The sequence below is a fragment of the Enterococcus sp. GPZ-007 genome, assembly GCF_059374735.1.
Genome location: NZ_JCAFYN010000004.1, coordinates 80,677 through 104,047, shown reverse-complemented (window position 1 = coordinate 104,047; position 23,371 = coordinate 80,677). Strand labels below are relative to the sequence as shown.

At 34.5% G+C, this 23,371-nt stretch carries 21 protein-coding genes; all 21 read left to right on the top strand.

From position 1 onward, the window contains the following. Positions 1–1,301 precede the first annotated feature (1,301 nt). The 21 genes from AC4J95_RS04115 (at position 1,302) to AC4J95_RS04015 (ending at position 22,929) form a co-directional block, all read left to right on the top strand. Entirely contained in the window at positions 1,302–2,090 is a 789-nt protein-coding gene (locus tag AC4J95_RS04115; RefSeq protein WP_494548722.1) for a YveK family protein, read from the top strand. Positions 2,091–2,099: 9 nt separating this feature from the next. Further along, on the top strand, positions 2,100–2,804 hold the full coding sequence (locus tag AC4J95_RS04110; RefSeq protein WP_494548721.1) for a CpsD/CapB family tyrosine-protein kinase: 705 nt from the start codon (positions 2,100–2,102) through the stop codon (positions 2,802–2,804). Between the two features lie 18 nt (positions 2,805–2,822). Further along, positions 2,823–3,590 (top strand): tyrosine-protein phosphatase, encoded by a 768-nt coding sequence (locus tag AC4J95_RS04105; RefSeq protein WP_494548720.1) that lies wholly within the window; start codon positions 2,823–2,825, stop codon positions 3,588–3,590. A 63-nt stretch (positions 3,591–3,653) separates the two neighbouring features. Next, positions 3,654–5,447: a polysaccharide biosynthesis protein gene (locus tag AC4J95_RS04100; RefSeq protein WP_494548743.1), complete on the top strand. Its 1,794-nt coding sequence runs from the start codon at positions 3,654–3,656 to the stop codon at positions 5,445–5,447. A 14-nt stretch (positions 5,448–5,461) separates the two neighbouring features. Continuing rightward, positions 5,462–6,664 carry a DegT/DnrJ/EryC1/StrS family aminotransferase gene (locus tag AC4J95_RS04095; protein WP_494548719.1) on the top strand — a complete coding sequence of 401 codons (1,203 nt, stop codon included), beginning with the start codon at positions 5,462–5,464 and terminating at the stop codon, positions 6,662–6,664. A 21-nt stretch (positions 6,665–6,685) separates the two neighbouring features. After that, on the top strand, positions 6,686–7,876 hold the full coding sequence (locus tag AC4J95_RS04090; protein WP_494548718.1) for an ATP-grasp domain-containing protein: 1,191 nt from the start codon (positions 6,686–6,688) through the stop codon (positions 7,874–7,876). A 12-nt stretch (positions 7,877–7,888) separates the two neighbouring features. Next, on the top strand, positions 7,889–9,121 hold the full coding sequence (locus AC4J95_RS04085) for a glycosyltransferase (protein ID WP_494548717.1): 1,233 nt from the start codon (positions 7,889–7,891) through the stop codon (positions 9,119–9,121). Positions 9,122–9,147: 26 nt separating this feature from the next. Continuing rightward, positions 9,148–9,768: a sugar transferase gene (locus tag AC4J95_RS04080; protein ID WP_494548716.1), complete on the top strand. Its 621-nt coding sequence runs from the start codon at positions 9,148–9,150 to the stop codon at positions 9,766–9,768. Beyond that, positions 9,752–10,264 carry a GNAT family N-acetyltransferase gene (locus tag AC4J95_RS04075; RefSeq protein WP_494548715.1) on the top strand — a complete coding sequence of 171 codons (513 nt, stop codon included), beginning with the start codon at positions 9,752–9,754 and terminating at the stop codon, positions 10,262–10,264. Before AC4J95_RS04080 ends, AC4J95_RS04075 begins: the two co-directional genes overlap by 17 nt. Positions 10,265–10,309: 45 nt before the next feature. Further along, positions 10,310–11,623 (top strand): nucleotide sugar dehydrogenase, encoded by a 1,314-nt coding sequence (locus tag AC4J95_RS04070; RefSeq protein ID WP_494548714.1) that lies wholly within the window; start codon positions 10,310–10,312, stop codon positions 11,621–11,623. 28 nt (positions 11,624–11,651) lie between these two features. Beyond that, positions 11,652–12,908 (top strand): O-antigen polymerase, encoded by a 1,257-nt coding sequence (locus tag AC4J95_RS04065; RefSeq protein WP_494548713.1) that lies wholly within the window; start codon positions 11,652–11,654, stop codon positions 12,906–12,908. Positions 12,909–13,081: 173 nt separating this feature from the next. Further along, a complete protein-coding gene (locus tag AC4J95_RS04060) occupies positions 13,082–14,185 on the top strand; it encodes a lipopolysaccharide biosynthesis protein (RefSeq protein ID WP_494548712.1) in 1,104 nt (367 codons plus the stop codon). Beyond that, a complete protein-coding gene (locus tag AC4J95_RS04055) occupies positions 14,172–14,975 on the top strand; it encodes a glycosyltransferase family 2 protein (protein ID WP_494548711.1) in 804 nt (267 codons plus the stop codon). Before AC4J95_RS04060 ends, AC4J95_RS04055 begins: the two co-directional genes overlap by 14 nt. 9 nt (positions 14,976–14,984) lie before the next feature. Then, positions 14,985–15,938, top strand: a complete 954-nt coding sequence (locus AC4J95_RS04050; protein ID WP_494548710.1) for an LCP family glycopolymer transferase — start codon at positions 14,985–14,987, stop codon at positions 15,936–15,938. Between the two features lie 394 nt (positions 15,939–16,332). Beyond that, a complete protein-coding gene (locus AC4J95_RS04045; RefSeq protein ID WP_494548709.1) occupies positions 16,333–16,926 on the top strand; it encodes a hypothetical protein in 594 nt (197 codons plus the stop codon). A gap of 31 nt (positions 16,927–16,957) precedes the next feature. Then, positions 16,958–17,602: a class D sortase gene (locus tag AC4J95_RS04040; RefSeq protein WP_494548742.1), complete on the top strand. Its 645-nt coding sequence runs from the start codon at positions 16,958–16,960 to the stop codon at positions 17,600–17,602. A 59-nt stretch (positions 17,603–17,661) separates the two neighbouring features. After that, the gene (locus tag AC4J95_RS04035; protein ID WP_494548708.1) at positions 17,662–18,507 is read left to right on the top strand and encodes a hypothetical protein; all 846 of its coding nucleotides are present in this window, start codon (positions 17,662–17,664) and stop codon (positions 18,505–18,507) included. Between the two features lie 14 nt (positions 18,508–18,521). Further along, entirely contained in the window at positions 18,522–19,307 is a 786-nt protein-coding gene (locus tag AC4J95_RS04030; protein ID WP_494548707.1) for a YveK family protein, read from the top strand. A gap of 35 nt (positions 19,308–19,342) precedes the next feature. Next, positions 19,343–20,092: a CpsD/CapB family tyrosine-protein kinase gene (locus AC4J95_RS04025; protein ID WP_494548706.1), complete on the top strand. Its 750-nt coding sequence runs from the start codon at positions 19,343–19,345 to the stop codon at positions 20,090–20,092. 7 nt (positions 20,093–20,099) lie between these two features. After that, positions 20,100–20,864: a tyrosine-protein phosphatase gene (locus tag AC4J95_RS04020; protein WP_494548705.1), complete on the top strand. Its 765-nt coding sequence runs from the start codon at positions 20,100–20,102 to the stop codon at positions 20,862–20,864. 961 nt (positions 20,865–21,825) lie between these two features. Continuing rightward, positions 21,826–22,929, top strand: coding sequence for a tyrosine-type recombinase/integrase (locus AC4J95_RS04015; RefSeq protein WP_494548704.1), 1,104 nt, complete (start codon positions 21,826–21,828; stop codon positions 22,927–22,929). Positions 22,930–23,371: the final 442 nt, after the last annotated feature.

Here is a 23,371-nt window from a genome sequence, read left to right as displayed (position 1 = left end):
TAGTTGAGAAGTCCATGATTATTCCCTCCGTTAATTCAAACTATACCATAAAAATGTGTTATATGTGAGTCTCCATCATTTTTATGAATGAAATAAAGAGTTATATAAAACATATTTTTTATTACGAAATTCTGCTGAAACATCAGTAGTCAATCCATATATGATTCTTAGAAAGGCTATCATATCACTAGCAAGACTCTTATAGACTAATCTTTATAAACTATGGCATAACTTTCAGAATGTATGAAGTATTGCAGGTGGGAGTAAAATATAAAGTAAAGCAAGTGATTGCGTAATCACTTGTGTATTGGAGTGTATGCAGGGTATCTATCTAACTGATAAAAGTCAAAGTCCAGTCGCTCTGGTAGGTACTGCCAAGTGTAATGAATTTGAGTAGAGAATCTTAGAACCAGCATACAGAAATTTGATGAAATTGGTGGACGATGTTGTGTTGCAAACTGGATTCTGAAAGGTAAATGTAAAATTAAGAAGTTGCAAAGTGAAAGATAAGTAGTGTTTAACCCTGAAGATATATTGTGAACAAATGTAGCGCTCCACACGAGAATATAATAAAAGGAACAAATGCCAATTCCTCTATATCCTATTTTTTACCAGTGACGAATTTATTTTATCTTGTTATATAAAATTGGAGAATCCACTAGATGTGAATAATAGCATAGAATTCTCGAAATATTGGGCCTGGAAAGGTTTTTTTTATCAAATTTATTTCAAGTGTAACAAAAAATAGTATTCTGGTTATTTATAGGAGTTTAACAATTTTCTAAAGCCCTTTCTTTTTTATGCGGCTAGTAAAAAAACTACATAATTAACAAATAGCGCTTTAATAAATTGTTTTTTTGTTAATTTATCGAAATAATAATAATTCCAACTTTAAGATGCGCAATGAAATTGTCATTGATATTACAGACTGTGTGAACTATAATAATAACGTTGACTGTGTACTTATAGGTTATAATGATTTTAAATTGCGACTAAGTGAATTTTTAAACAAAAAATGGGATTAACTATTTTGATTGATTATTGGTAAAAAGCAATAAGAATTTCTTTTGTGGGTAACGGAAGTATTCATGCTTTTAAAAAACATTTCATTTAATTAAAGTAGCAGTAATCAATACCGTTTAGAAAAAAATTCTTTTTCTTTAGAAAAACGTCGAAAAAAGAAGATAAATTTTCTAAAGAATTTCTATTCGTATCATTCTTTTTTGATATATTATTTCTGCTATTCAAAGGGATTTTAAAAGGAATATAAAAAGTAAAAATTTAGGGAAGTTGAGGAGCGTATGGAACAAACGATCAGTATCAAACAATTATTTGAATTACTAAGGAAACGAATGGGGTTGATTGTGTTAGGAGGACTTGTAGGCCTTTTGATTTCAGGTCTATTAGCCTTTTTCATTTTAACGCCCAAATACAGTTCACAAGCACAGTTGGTTGTGACATTGCCGCAGACAGAAACGACAAATGCGAACGATGTCAACACAAACTTGCAGATGATCAATACATATAAAGATATTATCACTGGGGATTTGGTTACTAAAGAGGTATCTGAGAAGTTGAACTCTGAGTATGGAGTCAAATTAAGTACTGATGATCTGAAGGAAGTAATAAAGGTAGAACAAAATCAGAACTCTCAAATGTTCTCAATTATAGCAACAAGTAAAAGCCCAAGAGAAGCAGCAAACATCTCAAACACGACAGCTGAGATATTTAAAGCAAATGCAAAAGATGTGTTGAATGTCGATCGTATTTCGATTATTTCTCAAGCTGTAGCTAATAGTGCTCCAGTGTTTCCAAATAAGAAATTGACCTTAGCTGTAGGATTGTTGTTTGGCCTGATGTTAGGTGTTTTCTTGGCAATTCTTTTAGAATTATTAGATCGTACAGTGAAGGATAGTAAAGTATTGACCGATGAGTTTGGCTTGACTCTTTTAGGGAATGTTCCAGAGTTAACCCAGAAAGAATTGAACGCGAAAATTCGCCGTGAGCCAGCGCCGACAATCAATAAAAAAGAAATTCCTAAAAATAATCCAGAAATGTCTCTTGATCGTCGCAGACGCAAGAGGGTCTAGGAGGTAATTATGGCTAAAAGAATGAAACAATCAGATGTGGCTCAAGCTGTCAGCTTGATCACACTAGTAGATAAAAGCTCACCGGTATCAGAACGGTACCGGACGATCCGGACAAATATTCAATTTGCATCATCTGCTGACCGTCAGATCAAGACATTGGTTATTACGTCTTCTGGACCAGGTGAAGGAAAATCAACGACAGCAGCGAACCTTGCTGTAGTCTTTGCAAATTCAGGGCAAAGCGTCTTATTGGTTGATGCAGATATGCGGAAAGCAACTGTCCACAAAACCTTTATGCTGAATAATGGCGTAGGACTGAGCAATGTTTTAAGTACAGATATAAGTATTAGTGACGCAGTTCAACGCACAGTGGTCCCTAATCTTTATGCAATGACCAGTGGGCCGAAATCACCTAATCCATCGGAATTATTAGGGTCAACACGCATGGATCAATTGATGAGAGAGCTTCGAACCGATTATGATTTTGTCATCTTTGATATGCCGCCGATCGTAGCGGTAACGGATGCTCAAATTGTTGCTTCTAAAGCGGATGGTACCATGTTAGTGGTGCGCGAGAATATCACTCGTAAAGATTCTTTGCAAAAAGCTCGAGAGCTATTGTCAATGGTGAATGCCAATGTATTGGGTGCTGTATTTAATGGTAGTACAGATGCGAATGATCAAGGCTACTACTACTATGGTACAGATAAATAGTACGAGAAGGTGGAAAAATTGATAGATTTGCACAGTCATATTTTACCAGGTGTCGATGATGGAGCTCAAACGATAGATGATAGCATCGCAATGGCTGAAAAAGCAGTTAGTCAAGGTATCACTCATTTAATGTGTACCCCACATCATAATAATGGAAAATACTTCAATCCTGCTCAACAGGTTATTACTAGGGTTAATGAGTTACAAAGTGTATTGGACCAAAATGATATTCCTCTCACTTTGCTGGAGGGACAAGAAGTACGGATCACGGGTTCGCTTTTAGACGACATTCGGAATCAAGAAATCTTGTTTACTGATCTAGACAATACCTACGTTTTGATCGAATTCCCTTCTGGCGACGTGCCAGAGTATTCGGAGCAACTTTTTTTTGAACTGATGAGTAATGGGCATGTACCAGTAATCGTTCATCCGGAACGAAATGCGGTTTTTCGAAAAGAGCCAAACCGCATAATCCCATTTCTCCAAATGGGCGTGCTTACGCAATTAACTGCACCGAGTATTGTTGGTGTTTTTGGAAAAGATATTCAAAAGACTGCAAAACGCATGTTGAAGCATAATATGTTGTACATGGTGGCTTCTGACGCGCACAATCTAAAACATCGAACTTTCCTTATGAAAGAAGCCTATAAAGAAATTCAAAAAATTGGTGGAGCGAGAATGGTTGAAGAGATGCAGCAGATGGCAAAGGATTTGGTGAATGGTGATGAGGTCCATCCACCACATTTTGAACGCGCGAAAATTAAGAGATTTGATTGTTTTTATTAAGTGATGAATTATTTTTAGGAGGATTTAGTGGTGTTTGGGTTCAATCTTACAAGAAAGCGAAAAATGGCAATACTGATTTTCGTGGATATTTTATTAATTGTATCAGCAAATTTGGGGGCTTATCTATTTATGCATCCCTTAGTTTTGATTACGATTAAATTTTTTATCACGAATACGATTGTTTCTTTGTTTTTATATGTATTGTTTGGTTTTATTTTTAAAGTATTTACACGGATAAATCGTTATACGAATTTAAAAGAAATGATAGCAATTTTTCTTGCGATTACTTGTCAGATTATTGTTGGTGCAATAAGCATGAACTTTATAGCCGGATACAGTTATAGTTTGAGGTTTCAAATGTTGACCTATTTCTTTTCGACTTTCTTTATTATTACAAGTCGAATTAGTTGGCGTATGTTTATTGAAAAAAGAAATGAGCATAGTAACGGTGATGGTAAAATAAAAAAAACTATAATCGTTGGTGCTGGAAGTGGGGGACAAATTCTTTGTAATAGCTTTTTAGGCTCAATAACTGCTGGAGAGATTGAAGTTGTTGGACTCGTTGATGATGATCCAAATAAACTACATACATATTTATCGGGAATAAAAGTATTAGGTAGTATTAAAGACTTACCAATGCTAATTGAGAAAAAAGATATCGATGCAATAGCGATTGCGATTCCCTCATTATCTAATACGCGTTTGAGAGAGATATTTAAACTAATTGAACCTCTGAATGTAAAAGTAAATACAATGCCTTCACTGGAAGAAATAGCTTCAGGAAAAGTAAGTATGACCCGATTGAAAGAAATTGATGTCGTAGATTTGCTAGGCAGAGATGAAGTTCAGCTGGATATTGATTCCATCAAAGACCAGATAGCTAATCGAGTTATTCTTGTTACCGGGGCAGGGGGATCTATTGGTTCAGAAATCTGTCGACAAGTGATGAAATTCAATCCAAAAAAATTACTCTTACTTGGGCACGGAGAAAACTCAATTTATCAAATCGAACGTGAATTAAAGACAAAACATAACAATATAATCACTGAGATTATCCCATTAATTGCGGATATTCAAGATAGAGATCGAATATTTGATATCATGAATGACTATAAACCAACCATTGTTTATCATGCTGCTGCTCATAAACATGTTCCTTTAATGGAATACAACCCTAGCGAAGCTTTGAAAAATAATGTTCTTGGAACAAAAAATGTGGCTGAAGCTGCAAAAAAATCAAAAGTCAAAAATTTCGTCATGGTTTCAACTGATAAGGCAAACAACCCACCGAATGTAATGGGGGCAACAAAACGCATTGCAGAAATGATCGTAACAGCATTAAACGAAGAAAATTGTACGAAATTCTCAGCTGTTCGTTTTGGAAATGTTTTAGGGTCTCGAGGAAGTGTCATTCCACTATTTAGAGAGCAAATTGAAAAAGGTGGACCTGTAACAGTGACTGATTTTCGGATGACGCGTTATTTTATGACTATTCCAGAAGCTAGTCGTCTTGTTATTCAAGCAGGGGCTCTTGCGAAAGGTGGGGAGATTTTTATTCTTGATATGGGTGAACCTGTTAGAATTGTTGAGTTGGCGAGAAATATGATCCGTCTCAGCGGTTATACAGAGGATGAGATAGAGATTATTGAGACCGGTATCCGGCCAGGTGAAAAATTATATGAAGAATTATTACTAGACAAAGAAAGAACTGATGAGGCTGTATTCGACAAAATTTTTGTTGGAAATATTAAGGGATATGATCTTGATAAGGTGATGAAATTTGTCAAGAGTTTATCAAAACGTGACCAACGATTGTCAAAAGAAATTGTTGAATTTGCTAATGCGTCAAATAAATAATTAAGGAGTTTAAGATGAAAAGTATTCCATTTTCTCCACCAGATATTAGTGAAAAAGAAATTGAAAGTGTTGTTAAAGTTCTAAAATCTGGCTGGTTAACAACAGGACCAAGGACTAAAGAATTTGAAACAAAAATTTCTCAATACTGTGGAACTCAAAACACAAATTGTCTAAGTTCTGCAACTGCAAGTATGGAGTTATGTCTGAGATTGTTAGGTATTGGTCCAGGAGATGAAGTCATTACTACGGCTTATACTTATACTGCATCGGCGAGTGTTATTGATCATGTGGGTGCTAAAATAGTATTAGTTGATACTGATAAGGACTCTTATCATATATCTTATGAACAATTAGAACAGGCTATCACGCCCCAAACAAAAGTAATTATTCCTGTAGATATAGCTGGAGTAATGTGTGATTATGATAAAATTTTTGAAATTGTAGAATCAAAAAAAGCTATATTCCAAGCTAATAATGAGATACAAAGACTTTTTGGAAGAATTATTATCTTAGCAGATTCAGCTCATTCATTTGGAGCTATTTACAAAGAAAAAAAAGCTGGTAATGTAGCCGACTTTACAAGTTTTTCTTTTCATGCTGTAAAAAATTTGACTACATCAGAAGGTGGAGCTTTAACATGGAGAAGTTTAAGTTCTGAAGCTGATAAAAAAATATATCAAAATATCAATGTTTTATCCCTACATGGTCAAACTAAGGACGCGTTTTCCAAAAATCAATTAGGATCATGGGAATATGATATTATTTCTCCAGCTTATAAATGCAATATGACTGATATACAAGCCGCTCTGGGTTTAGTACAATTAGAAAGGTATAATGATATATTAAAAAAACGAGAAATGCTTATCGATGAATATAATAAAATTTTCCATAATATTAATTCATTTGAAGTGCTCAATCATAATATGAATAATTGTAAATCAAGTGGTCATTTGATGTTATGTAGAATTATTGAATCAGTTAATCAAAGTGACAGAAATGAGATGATTGCCTTTTTGGCTAAAAAAGGTATTTCTACAAACGTACATTACAAACCATTACCTCTTTTGACAGCATACAAGAATATGGGTTTTAAAATTGAGGATTTTCCTAATGCTTTTGAAATGTATAAAAATGAGATTACTTTACCTTTGCATACAGGATTATCAACAGAAGATGTCCGTTATATTGGAGAATGTGTCATAAAAAGTTTGAATTAGAAAGAGAGTGTTTTTATACTAGTGGAAAAAGTATTGGTTTTGGGTGCGGGTGAATTACAAATACCCACAATCAAAGAATTAATGAATAATGGCTTTTACACCATAGTTGTTGATTATGATAGTAATGCGCCAGGGAGAAAGTTAGGAAGCATTTTTTTTCAGGTAAGTACATTGGATTATGTAGAAGTTTTAAGTCTAGCAGAAAAGTATAAAGTTTCTGCAGTTGTTACAGCAGCAACCGATCGACCTATGACTGTATTGGCAAAAATTTCAGATAAATTAGAATTAAATATTGTTTCTGAAAATGTTATTCGCAATGCAAATAATAAGTTTCAAATGAGAACTATACTGCAAGAATCAGGAATAAAAGTACCTAAATTCAGAAAAATACATACTTTTTATGAAATAATAGATTTTATGAATCAAAATAAAGGAATAGATTTTATTTTAAAACCAACTGACAATTCTGGAAGTCGTGGAATTAGTTTTATCAAAAGGGATTCACGTATTAAAGAGGTATCAAAGGCATTTGATTATACGATATCACAGACTGAGCTTGATTACATTCTTATTGAAGAATACATGTCTGGTAATGAAATTAGTGTTGAGTCTATAATGATCAACGGCGTTAATAATATTATAGCGATGACTGATAAAGTTACTTCAGGCCCTCCTCATTTTGTAGAAATTGGGCATTCTCAGCCAAGTAAATTTGTCGAGAATTATCATAGAGAAGTGGCTGAATTGATTCAGAAATCTTTAGAAGCAATTGGCTATAAAAAAGGGGTTTCTCATATTGAAATTAAATTGACTCCTGATGGTCCTAAAATAGTAGAAATTGGATTAAGATTAGGTGGCGATTGTATTACAAGTCATCTTGTCCCATTATCGACTGGAATTAATATGGTGAAAGCAAATATTTTTTCTAGTTTGGGCAGAATCTTTAAAATAAGAAAAAATTTAGATAAAGGATCTGCAATCAAATATATTCCTCAAGTATCAGGGGTTTTAAAAGAAGTCATAATTCCAGAATTAAATACTGATTATTTCTCTGAAATAGTAATCAATTATAATAAAGGCGATAATATTAAGAATTTATTTAAATCAAGTAATGAAAGACTAGGTTATGTGATTTGTAATGGTGAAACAGCTGAGGATGCTTTAAAGAATTGCGATGAGATTATTTCTAAAATTATTATTAAATATGATTAAATGGAGTGTTACATGAACATATGGATAATTGGGATCGGTGAGCCATTACCGATAGACGGGAAAAACGTTCGTTTAAGAAGGCAAGGTAATTTTGCACTATATGCTTCAAATGAGCACAAAGTGAAATGGTTTTCAGTGTCTTTCAATCATTATGAAAAAAATCAAAGAGTCAACTCGGATAAGGCTATTTTGCTAAATAAAAATTTGGAATTAATAATAGCTAAAGTTACAGGATACAAAAAAAATGTTTCTGTAGATAGAATAATTTTTCATGGACAAGCTGCAAAACAGATTGTCAATTTGATGGAAGAACAGGACGAACACCCTGATATAATTTTGGTTGGAAATACACCGTTAGAGCTTGTTAAAAAAATTAGTGAATTTTCTATTAAAAATAACATTCCTTACATCATTGATATAAGAGATTTATGGCCTGATATATACGCTGATGCAGTACCAAAGTTGTTAGATTTTCCTGTGCGTTTGTATAGTACATGGTCAAAAAAAAGAATTAGGTATGCATTTAGAAATGCTAGTGGATTGACTGCATTGGCTGATGGTTTCTTAGATTTTGGATTGAAAATATGCGATAGAAAGAAAAAAGTAACGGATGCTGTGGTTAGAATGGGGTATCCAAATTACAGATATGAAGAATATAAAAGACTTTTCAGTGAGAGTTGGTCAGATTTTGACTTGCAAGACAGTGATTTTATTATCTCATTTACAGGGAATTTTGGGAGACAGTTTTCATTCGATAAAATATTACAAGCTGCAAAAAGGCTTTATGATTACAAAGATATTAAATTTGTACTATGTGGTGTTGGAGAATACCTAGAAAAAATTAAAGAAAAGGCAACTGAAAACGTCATTTTTTCCGGATGGATTGAGAAGGATAAATTATTAAGTCTACTTTCTAATTCTTCATTAGGATTAGCTCCATATATAAATAGTGTGAATTATAATATGAATACGCCCAATAAGTTTGGAGAATACTTATCCGCTTCATTACCCATTTTGGTCGAGGTGGATGGAGAGATGAGGATTTTAACAGAAAAGAATGAATGTGGTAAGTATTATGATAGTTCAGATGAGCTTGCTGATATTATTTTAGAGTATTACAAACAACCTAAAAAGTTAGAATATCAAAGAAAAAATGCAAGAAAATTATATCTAGAAATGTTTAATTCAGATAACACAAATAAAGAATTGATGAATAATATCGAGACTATTATCAAAAATCGATAAGCAAATGATTATAAGGAGGTTTTTATTTGTATAGATTATATGTAAAACGTCTTCTTGATGTATTTTTTTCCATTTTGTTATTACCCATTTTGTTTTTTTTAGTAATTTTTGTATCTATTTTTGTTGTTTTGGATGATAAGGGAAGTGTTTTTTTCTTAAGTCAGAGGTTAGGTAGATATGGGGAAAAATTTACCATACTAAAATTTAGAACAATGTACGAAAACGTTCCAGATATAAGAAACTCAGATGGCTCAACTTTTAATTCTACTTCAGATGAGAGAGTTACCAGATTAGGGAGATTTTTGAGAAAAACAAGTTTAGATGAGATTCCTCAACTGCTGAATGTGTTAAAGGGAGAAATGTCGTTTGTCGGTCCAAGACCTGATTTACCAGACCAAATTAATAGATATAATAATGAGGAGTTGGAAAAATTATCAGTCAGACCAGGAATAACTGGATATAATCAAGCCTTTTTTAGAAATTCTGTTTGCCAATCTGAGAAATTTAAAAATGACGTTTACTATACTCAAAACTACTCTTTTATTTTAGATGTCAAGATTATTTTTGCTACTATCTACACTGTATTAGCTAGAAAGAATATAAATATTGAGAACTCTAAAGGAGAGAATAATGAAGATTTTTCTTAGAGGATTAGTGTATTCTGATCGAGAAATCATTTATGAATGGAAAAAAGATGAGGGATTAAGAGATTCAGTCGGAACAATTTTTCCTATTTCAGAGTCAGAGCATGTTAGTTGGTTTGAGAACATAAAAAATGGAAATGATAGATTTTTTGTAATATGTTTAGAGGATGGGGTTCCATTAGGATTAATAGGTTTGCATGATATTGATTATGTTAATGGAAATACAATGTTATCTATTCTTATTGGAGAAGAAAAGGTTAGAAATTCTGGAATTGGAACTGCTGCCCTAAAGGAAATTATGAAGTTTATCTTTGAAACAATGCGTTTGAACGTATTGTATTTGAAAGTTTTTTCATATAATTTAAAAGCTATTAGATTCTATGAAAAAAATGGATTCATTCAAACTGGATATTTACAAGAAAATGTCTATAAATTTGGTGAGTTCCATGATGCATATCTTTTTTCAATGACAAAAAATCAATATGAAGTTCTATTTTAAAATCGGAAAGTTAACTTCAAAAGTAAAATAAAGGAAGGTTTTTTTATGTCTTTTTCTGATAGCTTACTTAGTAAGAAAGAGTTTTTAAGTGTCATAGGGTTAGGTTATGTTGGAATGCCACTTGCAGTTGCATTTTCAGAGAAAATGAACGTAATTGGGTTTGATAATAATAAATCAAAGGTGAATAAATATAAGAATGGCATAGATCCTACCCAAGAAGTAGGAAATGAAAGAATAAAAGACGCGAATGTTTATTTTACAAGCGACGAAACAGAATTAAAAAAATCAAAGTTTCTTATTATTGCTGTGCCAACGCCTATTAATCAAGATAAAACCCCAAATCTTGCACCAATAATTAGTGCTAGTAAAGTTGTTGGTCGAAACTTAAGCAAGGGTTCAATTATCGTTTATGAATCAACTGTTTATCCTGGAGCCACTGAGGATATCTGTATTCCAATTCTAGAAAAGGAGTCTGGATTAAAATGTGGAAGTGATTTTAAAATAGGGTATTCCCCTGAAAGAATCAATCCTGGAGATAAAATTCATACATTAGAGAAAATCGTTAAAATTGTATCGGGGATAGACAAAGCAACACTCGATGAAATTTCAGAAGTATACAAGCTTATAATTGATGCTGGGGTTCATAAGGCTAGTTCAATAAAAGTTGCGGAAGCGGCAAAAGTTGTCGAAAATTCTCAACGAGATATCAATATAGCTTTTGTAAATGAATTAGCGATCGCATTTGATAAAATGGGAATAGATACAAATGAAGTTATTGATGCAATGAATACAAAATGGAATTCTCTAGGATTTCGTCCAGGATTAGTTGGGGGACATTGTATTGGAGTAGATCCATATTATTTTATTTATCAAGCAGAGAATTTGGGCTATACGTCTCAATTGATCTCATCTGGAAGAAAAATTAATGACTCTATAGGCAGTTTTGTCGCGGACTCACTTATAAAGAAATTGGTACTAAGCGGAAAACCGGTGAAATCTGCTAATGTCGTTATTTTTGGACTTACGTTTAAAGAAAATTGTCCTGATTTACGAAATTCAAAGGTTATAGACATCATTGAGAGATTGAGAGAGTATGGTATTTCGCCGATGATAGTGGATCCTTGGGCAAACGAAGAAGAAGCTATAAATGAATATGGAGTTTCTTTAGAGTCAATAGAAAATATTAAAAATGCTGATGCTTTGCTATTTGCAGTCGCTCACGATGAGTTTACTAAACTTACATTAGATTCAATAGGAACGATGTATTCTGATTCAAAGTCTAAGATATTAATTGATATAAAGAATTTGTTTAATTCAACCGAACTAGAAAAGAATAATTTTCATTATTGGAAACTATGATACAGTTATCATTTACGGAGGTAGCATTGTGAACATCGCTTTGATTTTATTAGGGATAATTTGTATTTTTATATCAAAATACTTTTCAAAAACGCTTTCGTCTATTCCAAGTTTGCTATGTATTTTTTGGACAATAAATATTAGTTTATCGATATTGCTATTTAAAGAGATCAAACTAAATTTTTATCCTGAAATTTGGATATTTACTGTATGCTTAATGTTTGTGTTTGGATATTCTATCCAAGGAAAAAAGGAAGTTCATACTTCTAATTCGAATCGTTCCTTTAATGAAAAAAAATCACAAATGATACAATTTTTATCATTGGTTATTGCTTTTTTTTACACTATTACTTTGATAAAACAATATGGAATTTCACTAATAAATTTGATGGATATTGAAACTTTAGTTAATGTAAATACAACTGCAGCACGAAATAGATATAATCAGATAGGATCGAATAGCTTAATGGTTCAATTTTCTCTTGTATTTGTCTACTTTTCTTGTGCAATAGGAGGATATGTTTATCCTTTTTCAAAAACAAAGATATCCCAAATTATGTCGATAGTCGCTTTTTTTCCGCCTATTCTTATTTTATTAACAGAGAATACAAAAGCGACAATATTGGGTTGTATCATTTTATGGGTTTCAGGTTACTATTTAGGATATTTAAAGTTTTATAAAAGATATATAAAGTTTAATGCCAAAAAAATCTTAATGGCTTCGTTGGCAATTGGCTTAATTATCATTTTGTTAATTATATCAATGATGCTCAGGATAGGTAGTTTTGATTTAATAACCTTAGAGATAGTTCGTAATAAATTTGCAAATTATGCTTTAGGTCATGTTCCAGCATTTGATTTTTGGTTTACAAATCACGCGATTAATATAGAACCTGCTTTTGGATCATATACATTTTTAGGACTAGCAAATTTTTTTGGTTTGGTTCAGAGAAATCAAGGAGTGTTTTCTGATATATATAGTCATGGAAATGTCAGCACTAATGTCTTTACTGCTTTTAGAGGGTTGATTACCGATTATTCAATAGTGGGAGTTCCCATCATCAGCCTATTTTTAGGTTTTTTTACTAATCGAAGTGTGTATTCTATTATAAAAGAAAATACTTTTAGATTTGCAGAAACATTTCTGTTAGGGATTTGTTCTTTCATTCTATTTTCTTTCACTGTTTCGATTTTCAGTTACTTTAGTTATTTTGTGGTTTTTGTATTATTCTACTTTTATTTGTGGTGGACCTTCCAAAACAGAAAGGATGAAAGAGAATTTTAAAACAAATTAAAAAAAGTTCATTTGCACATGATATTGTTATCACTACTTTTGGACAGATAGTCGTATTATTATTAGCTTTTTTGACAAATAAGCTGATTAGCTACTATCTTGGTCCTATCAAATTCACTGAATTTAATATTGTGAACAGATCGGCAAATGTAATAGCATATGTTATGGTTTTAAGTTTAGGTATTACTTTACCAAGATATCTCCCTTACTACATAGCAAAAAGAAAAAAGAAAGAGGAGTCAGTTTTTTTTGTAGTCTCCAAAAGAATAATGTTTATTGCAACGATAGTTACAGTAACTATTCTATTTATATTTAAAGATTTCGTTATGAGGCTCATATTTAGTAATGAAGGATATGCATATTTTTTTTGGCCTCTAATTTTCATGGCAGTCAGTGTAGCTTTTACAACATATATATTTTCTTACTATCGCGGAATTGATAAGTTTTATATATATAATTTCACTCAAATAATTGTACAAGTCATATCTTTTATCTTAATTTTTTTTAGTAAAAATAGTCCTGCAACAATGCTTTTTTTGCGAGGAACAGTATTAACAATGCTTTCTATCATTTTGATTATAAAAATTTCATATAGTTATTCAACTAATCTAGTTCACAAAAAAGAGAAAGAATTAGTAAGAAGGATAACATTTGAGGTTTTACGATTTTCACTTCCAAGAGTTCCTGGGGAGTTTATTCTTTTTTCCTTTACTACTATCCCAATAATAATTATGAATAGTAAGTTAGGGATAGAAGGAACTGCTGGATTTGTTACAGCACTATCTCTAAATTCAATAGTAACGCCATTATTTCGTTTTGTTGGATTAGTATTATTGCCTTATATAAGTAAAAATGTTGCTGATAAAAATTATGAGGACATAGAACTGAAAATTAAATTACTTTCAAAAATATATATATTATGTAGTATGATTCTAATTCTGAGTCTCTACTTCTTTTCTGATGTTATCTTACAAATCTTATTTACCAAGGAATACATTAAATATTCAAATGTAGTAATAGGCATGTCTTTTTCCATCTTACCTAATTCAATATATCTGCTTTTAAGAAATCCACTAGATGCCCTGAGTGAGAAAGCATATAATACTATTAATTTATTTATCAGTTTTCTATTTTTAATCATAACAGTGTATTTTTCAAAGTACGATTATCAATATTATTTATCTTTTTTTGTTGCTTATTTAATATTAGGAGTTTTGACCTATCATTCATGGCGAAAAGTAAGAAGGCGGATTTATGAAAAAAACTAATTTTGTTTTTGTGATACTTTGTTACAAATCATTTGAAGATCTAAAGAAATTTTCGAATAGTATTGAGAACGTTAGCGATTTACATGAAGTGATCGTAGTTAATTCTTTTTCAGACGAAATAGATGATTCGAAGATTAAAAATTTTTGTTTAGAAAGAGAATATGTTTTTTTACCAGTATCTAATAATGGATATGGATATGGTAATAATCAAGGGATTAGGTATGCCGAAGCCAATTTGCGATACGATTACTTAATTGTCTGTAATCCAGATACTTTTTTTCTTCCAGATGGACTAAAAAAATTATTAGAAAACAAGGAATCCTTTTCATGTAAAATAATTGCGCCTAAAATTCAAAATTTAAAAAATAAAAATCAAAATCCTTATAAACCGAGAAATTCTATAATTATTGATTACCTTCAGTATTTCGGCCTCAAGAATGAAAAAAAATATATTTATTTATTAGGGGCAGCAATCAATCGCCTTTATCGAGAACTATATAATTTGTTTACCCGTGATAAAGTTAGAGTTTATTCTTGTCATGGATCGTTCATTATATTTCATAAGAAAGCCATTGAATCACTATATCCAATTTTTGATGATAGTATGTTTTTATTTGCAGAGGAGGATCATCTCGGACAATTGGCAATGAGTAAAAAGATTAAAATTATTTTTTATCCCCAAATTTTTATTAGGCATAAAGAAGATGGAAGCGTTGGACAGTCGAATACTTCTATGACGGATATCGCTAAAAAATCATATTTACATTTTTATCATCAATGGAGAAAGTGAGTTGATCAAATGTCCGAAAAGAAAAAGCGTAAGCGTCAGGGTGTTAAACGTACAAGTCGATCAAAAAAGATTTTCTTAACGTTACTAGGAATCTTATTAACGATCATTCTTGTAATCGTTGGTGTTGGTGCGAAAATGTATTACGATGTAAAGTCTACGGCGGATGGTGCCTATGAGACGGTGAAGCGAAGCGGTTCTGAGAAGCGGCAGGTGAATCTGTCTGAACAGGAGCCTTTTAGTATTTTGCTTTTGGGAGTGGATACTGGTGCGCTGGGACGAACGGAGCAGGGGCGTTCGGATACGATGATGGTTGCGACGGTAAATCCGTCGACGAACGAATCGTTACTAGTTAGCTTGCCGCGTGATACGTATGCGGAGATCGTTGGACATAATACGCAGGACAAGATCAATCATGCTTATGCTTTTGGCGGTGCAGCGATGTCGATGGATACGGTGGAGAAATTGCTGGATATTCCGATCAATCATTACATCACCATCAACATGGAAGGCATTGAGGCCTTAGTTGATGCGGTTGGTGGGATTGAGGTCAATAATCCTTTTGAATTTACGTATGAAGGCACTACTTTTCCTAAAGGTTCTCAGCAGCTTGATGGGGAATTAGCGCTGAAGTATTCTCGCATGCGTTACGATGATCCGAATGGGGATTATGGTCGGCAAGAACGGCAGCGTCAGATTATTACTGGTGTCTCTAAAAAGGTGCTTAGTACGAATGGGTTAACCAACTATCAATCGATTTTGACAACAATGGGTGAGAACGTGAAAACGGATCTGAGCTTCACGGATATGCGGAACTTGATGGGGGATTATCGAGGAGCCTTTGGCAATATCAAGTCTGATCAGATGAAGGGTGAAGGCTTTATGCAAGATGGCGTTTCTTATCAACGTATTGATCCTACCGAGTTGAAGCGTGTGCAGGATGAGCTGAAAGCTCAATTAAACTAGCTTTTAGTTTAGTACTCAGAAACAATAAAATGAATTCGGATGGTATCTGAACTGTAATCAGGTATAAGATAAAAGACTTAAAAAAAATGACTAATCTTTTATTTACTTGTAGAAAAACTATTTTGATATTTATAATTGCTTATTAGGAAGCCGGAAAGTTAACTTTCCGGCTTTTATAATTTTTCAGTAGGGTGTTTGATCTTCTAACGCTAAATAAATAATTTGTTACGTATTATTAATAAGTTTTATTAATTCATCTGCATTTTTAGTGTGTTTGAACAAAATAATAAAACATGTTGTCTTTTAAAATGATAAAAAGTATACTTATATCATCGGAAAATATTATTTTCGATGATTATTTTGTTTGCCATTTTTTAGTAAAGGAGGTTTGTAGATGAAGAAAATTGTAAGTGGGTTCATTGCACTCATCGCGGTGGTTTTGTTTGTTGGGCCTAGTGCTCAGGCAGACGGTGCCATTACAGTCGATGAGCAAAGAATTTTGTCGGAGCTGGACAAAGGTGTCACTGTCGGCGGGAAGACGTTTAACATTGGCGCAGCAGAACGTGCACAGGCAGAGAACTTCTTGAAGCAGAATGATGTGTCTGCGGATAAGGTGAATGTGGTGGTTGAACAGATTCAGAGTGCTCGTGCTTTAGTTGAAGCGTCAGGTCTTGATGTATCAAACATCAATTCGATCGAAGCGTTGATTAAGGCGTTGCCGCTGAACACTAAGAACCAATTGAAGGATATGATCACCAAAGCGGCGAATACCCTTGGGCTGACAATTACCTTCTACCCTGGAGGCTATTCTATTACTCAGCCGGGCTCTGGTTCTGCTGGGTCAAAAAGCTCCAGTAGCACAGTTTACACTTCAGGTGGTGCTGTGAAACAGACAGGGATGACGTATTTGTCTAGCGCGATTTCCTTCGCAAGCTTATTACTTGTTGCAGCAGGTGCATTTGTAGTAGGACGTAAGAAGTTTGCCTAGGTCTTCAAGATTGAAGAGGATTGGAGTGACGATGATCGCTCCAATCGTCTTTCTGGTTATCGGCTATTCTTTGATTTATGTAATAGGAAGACCTGTCATACAATTTGTCACTTCTTCTATCCAACTATTCTTATTAACAGATACCCCTAACTTTGAGACGACGAAACAGTCGTTTACGGCTGTGGACAATAAAAAAGTTGCTACGAACGAAAAGAATGAGCTGCCCTCGAGTAAGATCGATTATCCGTTGGGTGGCCAGCTGTACGGGAAAGTGAAGATAGAAAAACTGCAATTGAATGTTCCTTTATATTTTGGAGATACCGAAGAGATACTGCGTCAAGGCGCGGGACAATTTATGGGGTCCGTCTACCCTGGTGAGCTGGGGACCACACTGATTGGCGGACACAATGTCGATGATTTTGGCAAGCTGGGTGCTGCTCAGATCGGAGATGAGGTCACGCTTCAGACCACCTATGGAAACTATGTTTACCGCATCAATCAATTAGAAGTGCGAGATAAGAAGGATAAAGAAATTAATGAGATGATCTATCAACGAAATGATCGGAGATTGATTCTCTATACCTGTTATCCGATTGACAGTCTAGGTTTAACCAACGAGCGTTTATTCGCCATCGGAGAGTATGTCTCTGGGCCAATGATCAATGGAAATGAGTAGGCTATCATGAACGAATAGTAAAAAATCAAGCGAAATGGATTTAGGAGGAAGCAACGACGATGAATCATATGAAACGAAATATTCCCAGATGGATATTGGCCTTTATCGGATCCTTGCTTCTTTTCGCTACGAGTGCGTTGATTTGTATCCGCCTGACCTTATTCAATCAGAACTTTATGATCCAGCAGGTCCGCCGTTCGGGCTATGTCGAGACGATTCGTAAGGACATGACAGAAAGCATTCAAGACTTAGGTCGGGGAAGTAACATTCCGCCTGAAGTCTTGGCAGATGTCGTTCCTAAAGAGACAGTCTCATCCAATGTTGAGAACTATATTCGGAGTATCTATCAAGAAGTTCCTTTTAAGATTCAGGGAGAAAGCTTGATCAAAGAGAATATTCTCAAAAATGTTGATCAGTATGCGAAACAAAAGAATTACACGATCGATGAAGGGACAAAAAGTAATTTGGATAATTTGGCGGCAAGTGCGACAAAGAATTATTCTGCCTATATTGAGATTCCATATCTGCTGGAATATGGAAAAAAAGTGATGAGCTTTCGCTCGTCGCTAAACTTGATTTTGATTCTTGTAGCGGTGGCTTCTCTATTTATCTTCTTGGGATTGCTCCTGATGGTCAAAATGAAGCATCAACGGATCCGTTGGAGCAGCATTGTTTTTTTTGGAGCAGGCTTGATGTTAATCGTATTACCGGCAGCTATTTATTTTAGCGGTGTGATCAATCGGTTAGGAATTTTATCGGAGGGCTTGTATCGTTTTGTAACAAGTTATGTCACAGCATTTGATTTGAGTTTTATCGTTGCAGGGGGGATAGCCACTGTCGTAGCGATCTTACTGGTACTTATCAGTGAAAGGCTTCGCCACAAAAAAATAGTTAAGATTCGTTAGTGAGGAGAAAAGTGATGGAAGAGACAATCAGCATAGTAGAATTAATTCAAATCTTAAAAAAGAAGGCATTATTGATCATTATGACCACAATTGCCGGGATCGGACTGGCAGCTGGGGTCACCTTTTTCATGCTTACCCCGATCTATGATTCAGCAGCGCAGCTGATCGTGCAGAACAAACAAGCGGAGGGAACTGCGACTAATTTACAAAATGATATCAATGGGAATGTACTGCTGATCAATACATATAAAGACATGATCAAAGGCGATATCGTTATTGATGCTGTCCAAAAGGAACTGCAAAAAAAGTATCAGTATACCTACAGTAACAGTGAGCTAAAAGAGATCATCGAAGTGGAGCAGGCTCAAAATTCACAGATGTTCCGAATTATCGCGAAGTCACCTGAACCGCGAAAAGCGGCTACGATCGCGAATGTAACCGCGGGGATATTCAAGAAAAAAGCGGAGGACGTGCTGGAGGTAAGTAAAGTGACGATCACTTCAAAAGGGTTCGTTCCTTCCAAAGCAATCTTTCCGAATAATAAACTGAATTTGTTGATTGGTGCGGTCTTAGGCATGATGTTGGGTGTGGGTCTCGCGTTTTTGATCGAGCTGTTAGATAAAACAGTGAAGGATGAGCGCTTCATCGCGGAGGTTCTGGAGCTGCCTATTCTAGGCCAAGTTTCGGAAATTAGTAAAAAAGAACTATTCGACAATCGAGGAATCATAGTGAAGCCGCAGGAAGACACGCAAATGATCCAAGCGCGAACAGTGAATTCACGTAAACGCAAACGTGTTTGAGAAATGAGTTATTGAGGATTAGGAGAAGGACATAGATGGCAAAAAGAAAACAAATGATCAATCCGGTTGATTTGATTGCTTCAATCAACCCTTTTTCTACGGCAGCAGAGCAATATCGGAAGATTCGTACCAATATCGAATTTTCTTCTGCCGATAAGAAAATAAAATCTTTAGTGATTACTTCTTCCGGCCCTTCAGAAGGAAAATCCACCACGGCAGCAAATCTAGCGATCGTATTTGCGAATACTGGCAGCCGCGTGCTGTTGGTTGATGCTGATTTGAGGAGACCCAGTGTGGCCTTGAGCTTCAAAGTTCCCAATGTGAATGGCCTGAGTAATTATTTGACAGAAGAAAATTCAACTAGCGGCAGCTTTCATCATGAAGGCGCATATCTGACGCATGGAAACACATCTATCAACAACCGACTGGTCGAGACAGCGACTGAAAATCTCTATCTGATGCCTAGTGGGCCGACACCACCGAATCCATCTGAATTGCTGCGATCACAAAAAATGCAGGATTTGGTAGGGGTTTTGGAAGAGTCATTTGATTTGGTGATTTTTGATATGCCGCCGGTGGTTACAGTGACCGACGCACAGATCTTGTCGGCTTATGTCGATGGAACGATCTTAGTCGTTCGGGAACGGGCTACGAAGAAGCAAGCAATCCTGGAAGCAAAAAAAACATTGGAGATGGTTCAAGCGAAAATTCTCGGTGTCATCTACAACGGTAAAAAACAAGGAGAGGCCTCCTACTATTATTATGGGACGGAAGGAAATAAGTGAAGGGTAAATGATTGATCTACATAGTCATGTTCTGCCAGGTGTAGACGATGGTGCACAAAACTTGGAAGAAAGTCTAGCAATGGTCCGTAAGGCAATCAGTCAGGGAATTACACATCTAATGTGTACGCCTCATCACAACAATGGAAAATACAATAATCCAGCCGACGAGATTATTCAGCACGTCGAGTCTTTGCAGCAGGAAATTGATCGCAGAGGGCTGAATTTGACTCTGCTGGAAGGACAGGAAGTCCGACTGACGGAATACCTTTTGATGGAAATCGAGCGGGGAGAGCTCCTATTTACAGATTTGGGCAACACTTATCTATTAGTTGAGTTACCGACGCATGAAATCCCGCTATACACAACGGAAGTCTTTTACAGCTTATTGAAACAAGGGCATGTCCCAGTGATCGTCCATCCTGAACGAAATTGGATCTTTCGCAATGATCCTAATCAGCTGCTGCCGTTTCTTGAAATGGGTGTGCTGACACAATTGACAGCACCTAGTATTGTAGGAGTATTCGGCGACGAGATTCAGTGGACAGCTAGACGCATGCTGGAACACCAGATGCTCTTTATGGTCGCTTCTGATGCTCATGGCCTGAGACAGCGAAACTTTTACATGAAAGAGGCGTATAAAGAGATTCACAAAATTGGCGGGAAAAAAATGGTAGAAGACATGCAGAAAATGGCAAAGGATCTCGTGAATGGTGATCCAGTCGTGAGACCAAAATACCGAGCGATCAAGGAAACGCGATTCCGATTCTTTTGAGTCTACTTGGGTGATGGCCAGACTTGAAAAAGAAAAAAATAAAACGTTCTTTGAGGCTTAAATAGGGGAAAAAATGGTACTCTCATGTAGGAGCTTATCTTGCGTCAATGTAGCTAGACAAGCAATAGAGATACGATTGTATCAAACGACTCATCATTCTTTTCTACATTTTTTTGAACTTGTTATTATTCTCCTCTTATGTTTCGGGGCGCCTATAAAGCATATAAGGTTGAACTAGACTATAAGTGAGCTTTACTTAGAAACATGTGGACAAAATGATGGAGTTTTGGATGAGAAGATGCGATTTGCTACGGATCACATCTAATTTTGAATGGACGATTGTTTGTTCTTATTAGTCATTAAAACAATCAAAAGCAAAGCTCATTCAGATGGTCATGTTGAATCAAACTGTCTATCTCTAGTAAATGGATAGTACTTTTTTATACTGAATCTGAAAAGGTCAGAGTTACTTATTCTAATGGTAAGATTTAGAAGACGCTTACGCTAAGTCTGATGTCATTTAAGTGCATAAACAGTTTTTTTCGGATATGATGTTTTTTATATTTGTTGACAATAGGATTGTTATATAATAACTATTTTATTTTTCGATGATAATATAAATTAATATGATTTATTTATATAATATAAAGGCATCTTTTCTCTTTTAGAAAAGATGCCTTTATTTTTTTTGTGAAATAAGAATATTTACTTAGTCTTGTAAAAAACTAGAAATACCAATAGTTAAACAATGCAAAATAACTTATTTGTTTGATATATCAAAAATATTTTATGTTTCAATTATATTATTAATTATTAATAGGCAATATGGTTCACTAAAATAATTATTTTATATAAAGATAAGTATCATAAGTAAGATTATTCTTTTTCAAAATACAAATAGGAGACAGTAAATACGAAAATTGAGCCGTCTGTTAGGCCGTCAAATAGGAGGAAATTTTACATGCGTAAAGGTGAAAATATTTATCTAAGAAAAGATGGTCGCTGGGAGGGAAGATACCCAAAAGGTCGAAAATTCAATGGGAGGATAAAGTATGGATATATATATGGAAAAAGCTACAGTGAAGTGAAGCAGAAATTGTATCCTCTTCGTCTACAGTATCAATCGTTGCAGCAAATTCAAGGATCATCTGCCGAGACTTTTGAGGAATGGACGATTGAATGGTTCAATGAGGTGCAAAGTGAGGTAAAACCATCTACATTTTCTAGCTATTATTATAAAATATGCACCTATGTTTTTCCGATAATCAGAGATATTTCTTTAAATGAACTCTCGATTGAGACAGGAAAAAAATTGCTAGCAGACTTGCAAAAGAAATTGGCAAATTCAACAATTCAAGTTATTTTCCGGATACTAAATAAGTGTCTTAATCATGCAAAAAAGCTTGGAAAAATCAATGTTAATCCTTTTTCTGAACTAAAAATTCCAAAAAAGAAACAGCGGAAAGTTCGAGCGTTATCTTTGTCCGAACAAAAGAATGTAATGGCGATTGCTGCAAAGGAAAAGAAGGGATATGGCATCCCAGCATTATTAGCCTTGTATTCAGGGATGCGGATTGGTGAAATTGCTGCATTAAAATGGTCTGATATAGATTTTACTGCAAACTTGATTAATGTTAATCATACTTACCAAAGAATCTCAATTTTAAACAAACAGAGAAAAACGCAATTGGTTCTAACAGAATCAAAGACAGACGCGTCTGTTCGAATAATTCCAATGAGCAAGACACTAAAAAAACTATTATTAACTCATCGTAAACACTCAAAGGGTGCTTTTGTCTTTTCAACAAATGGTCAACCTTGTGAACCGCGCTTACTCACTTACCATTTTCATCAAATTCGGAGGAAAGCGGGTTTGTTACACATTCATTTTCATCAACTACGCCACACTTTTGCAACACGTTGCTTGGAAGCGAACAAAGATATTCCATCGGTAAGTGCAATCTTAGGGCATGCATCCACTCAAATGACTTTAGATACATATGTAGATGCAATGCTAGAGCAGCGCTATCAAGTAATTGATGATTTAGACTGCTTTATAAGTTAATTTTTTTTTAAGAAATAGAATTTTCGGGTATTCTTTTTTCAATTATTAGGTAAGCGCTTACTTAAGGTGGCGTTTTTCTGTACAGGTGCTTTTCTATTCATGAAAAATTGATTTTTCCTGGTAATCACATGGGTGTAGGTTTTCAAAAAAGAATAAGCCGTCATTCGTCGTCAAACGGTTTGGAGATTCCTTGAAATATAGGCATCCCCAGACCTTTTCTAGTTTTTTACAAGACTAGGCAAAAAATGTGTTCTAGATAAGTAAGAACTAGAAAAGATAACTAATTAAATTAACTTATTGCAAACTTTGAAAGGAGGTATGTTTATCGAGGGACAGACATACTAATTTCTTATTAATTCCCAATACCTGAGCTAATTTCATAAATCCTTAAAAGTGACAATAAAGTCATTTCTCTTACTGTTTCTCTATGAAAGATGAAACC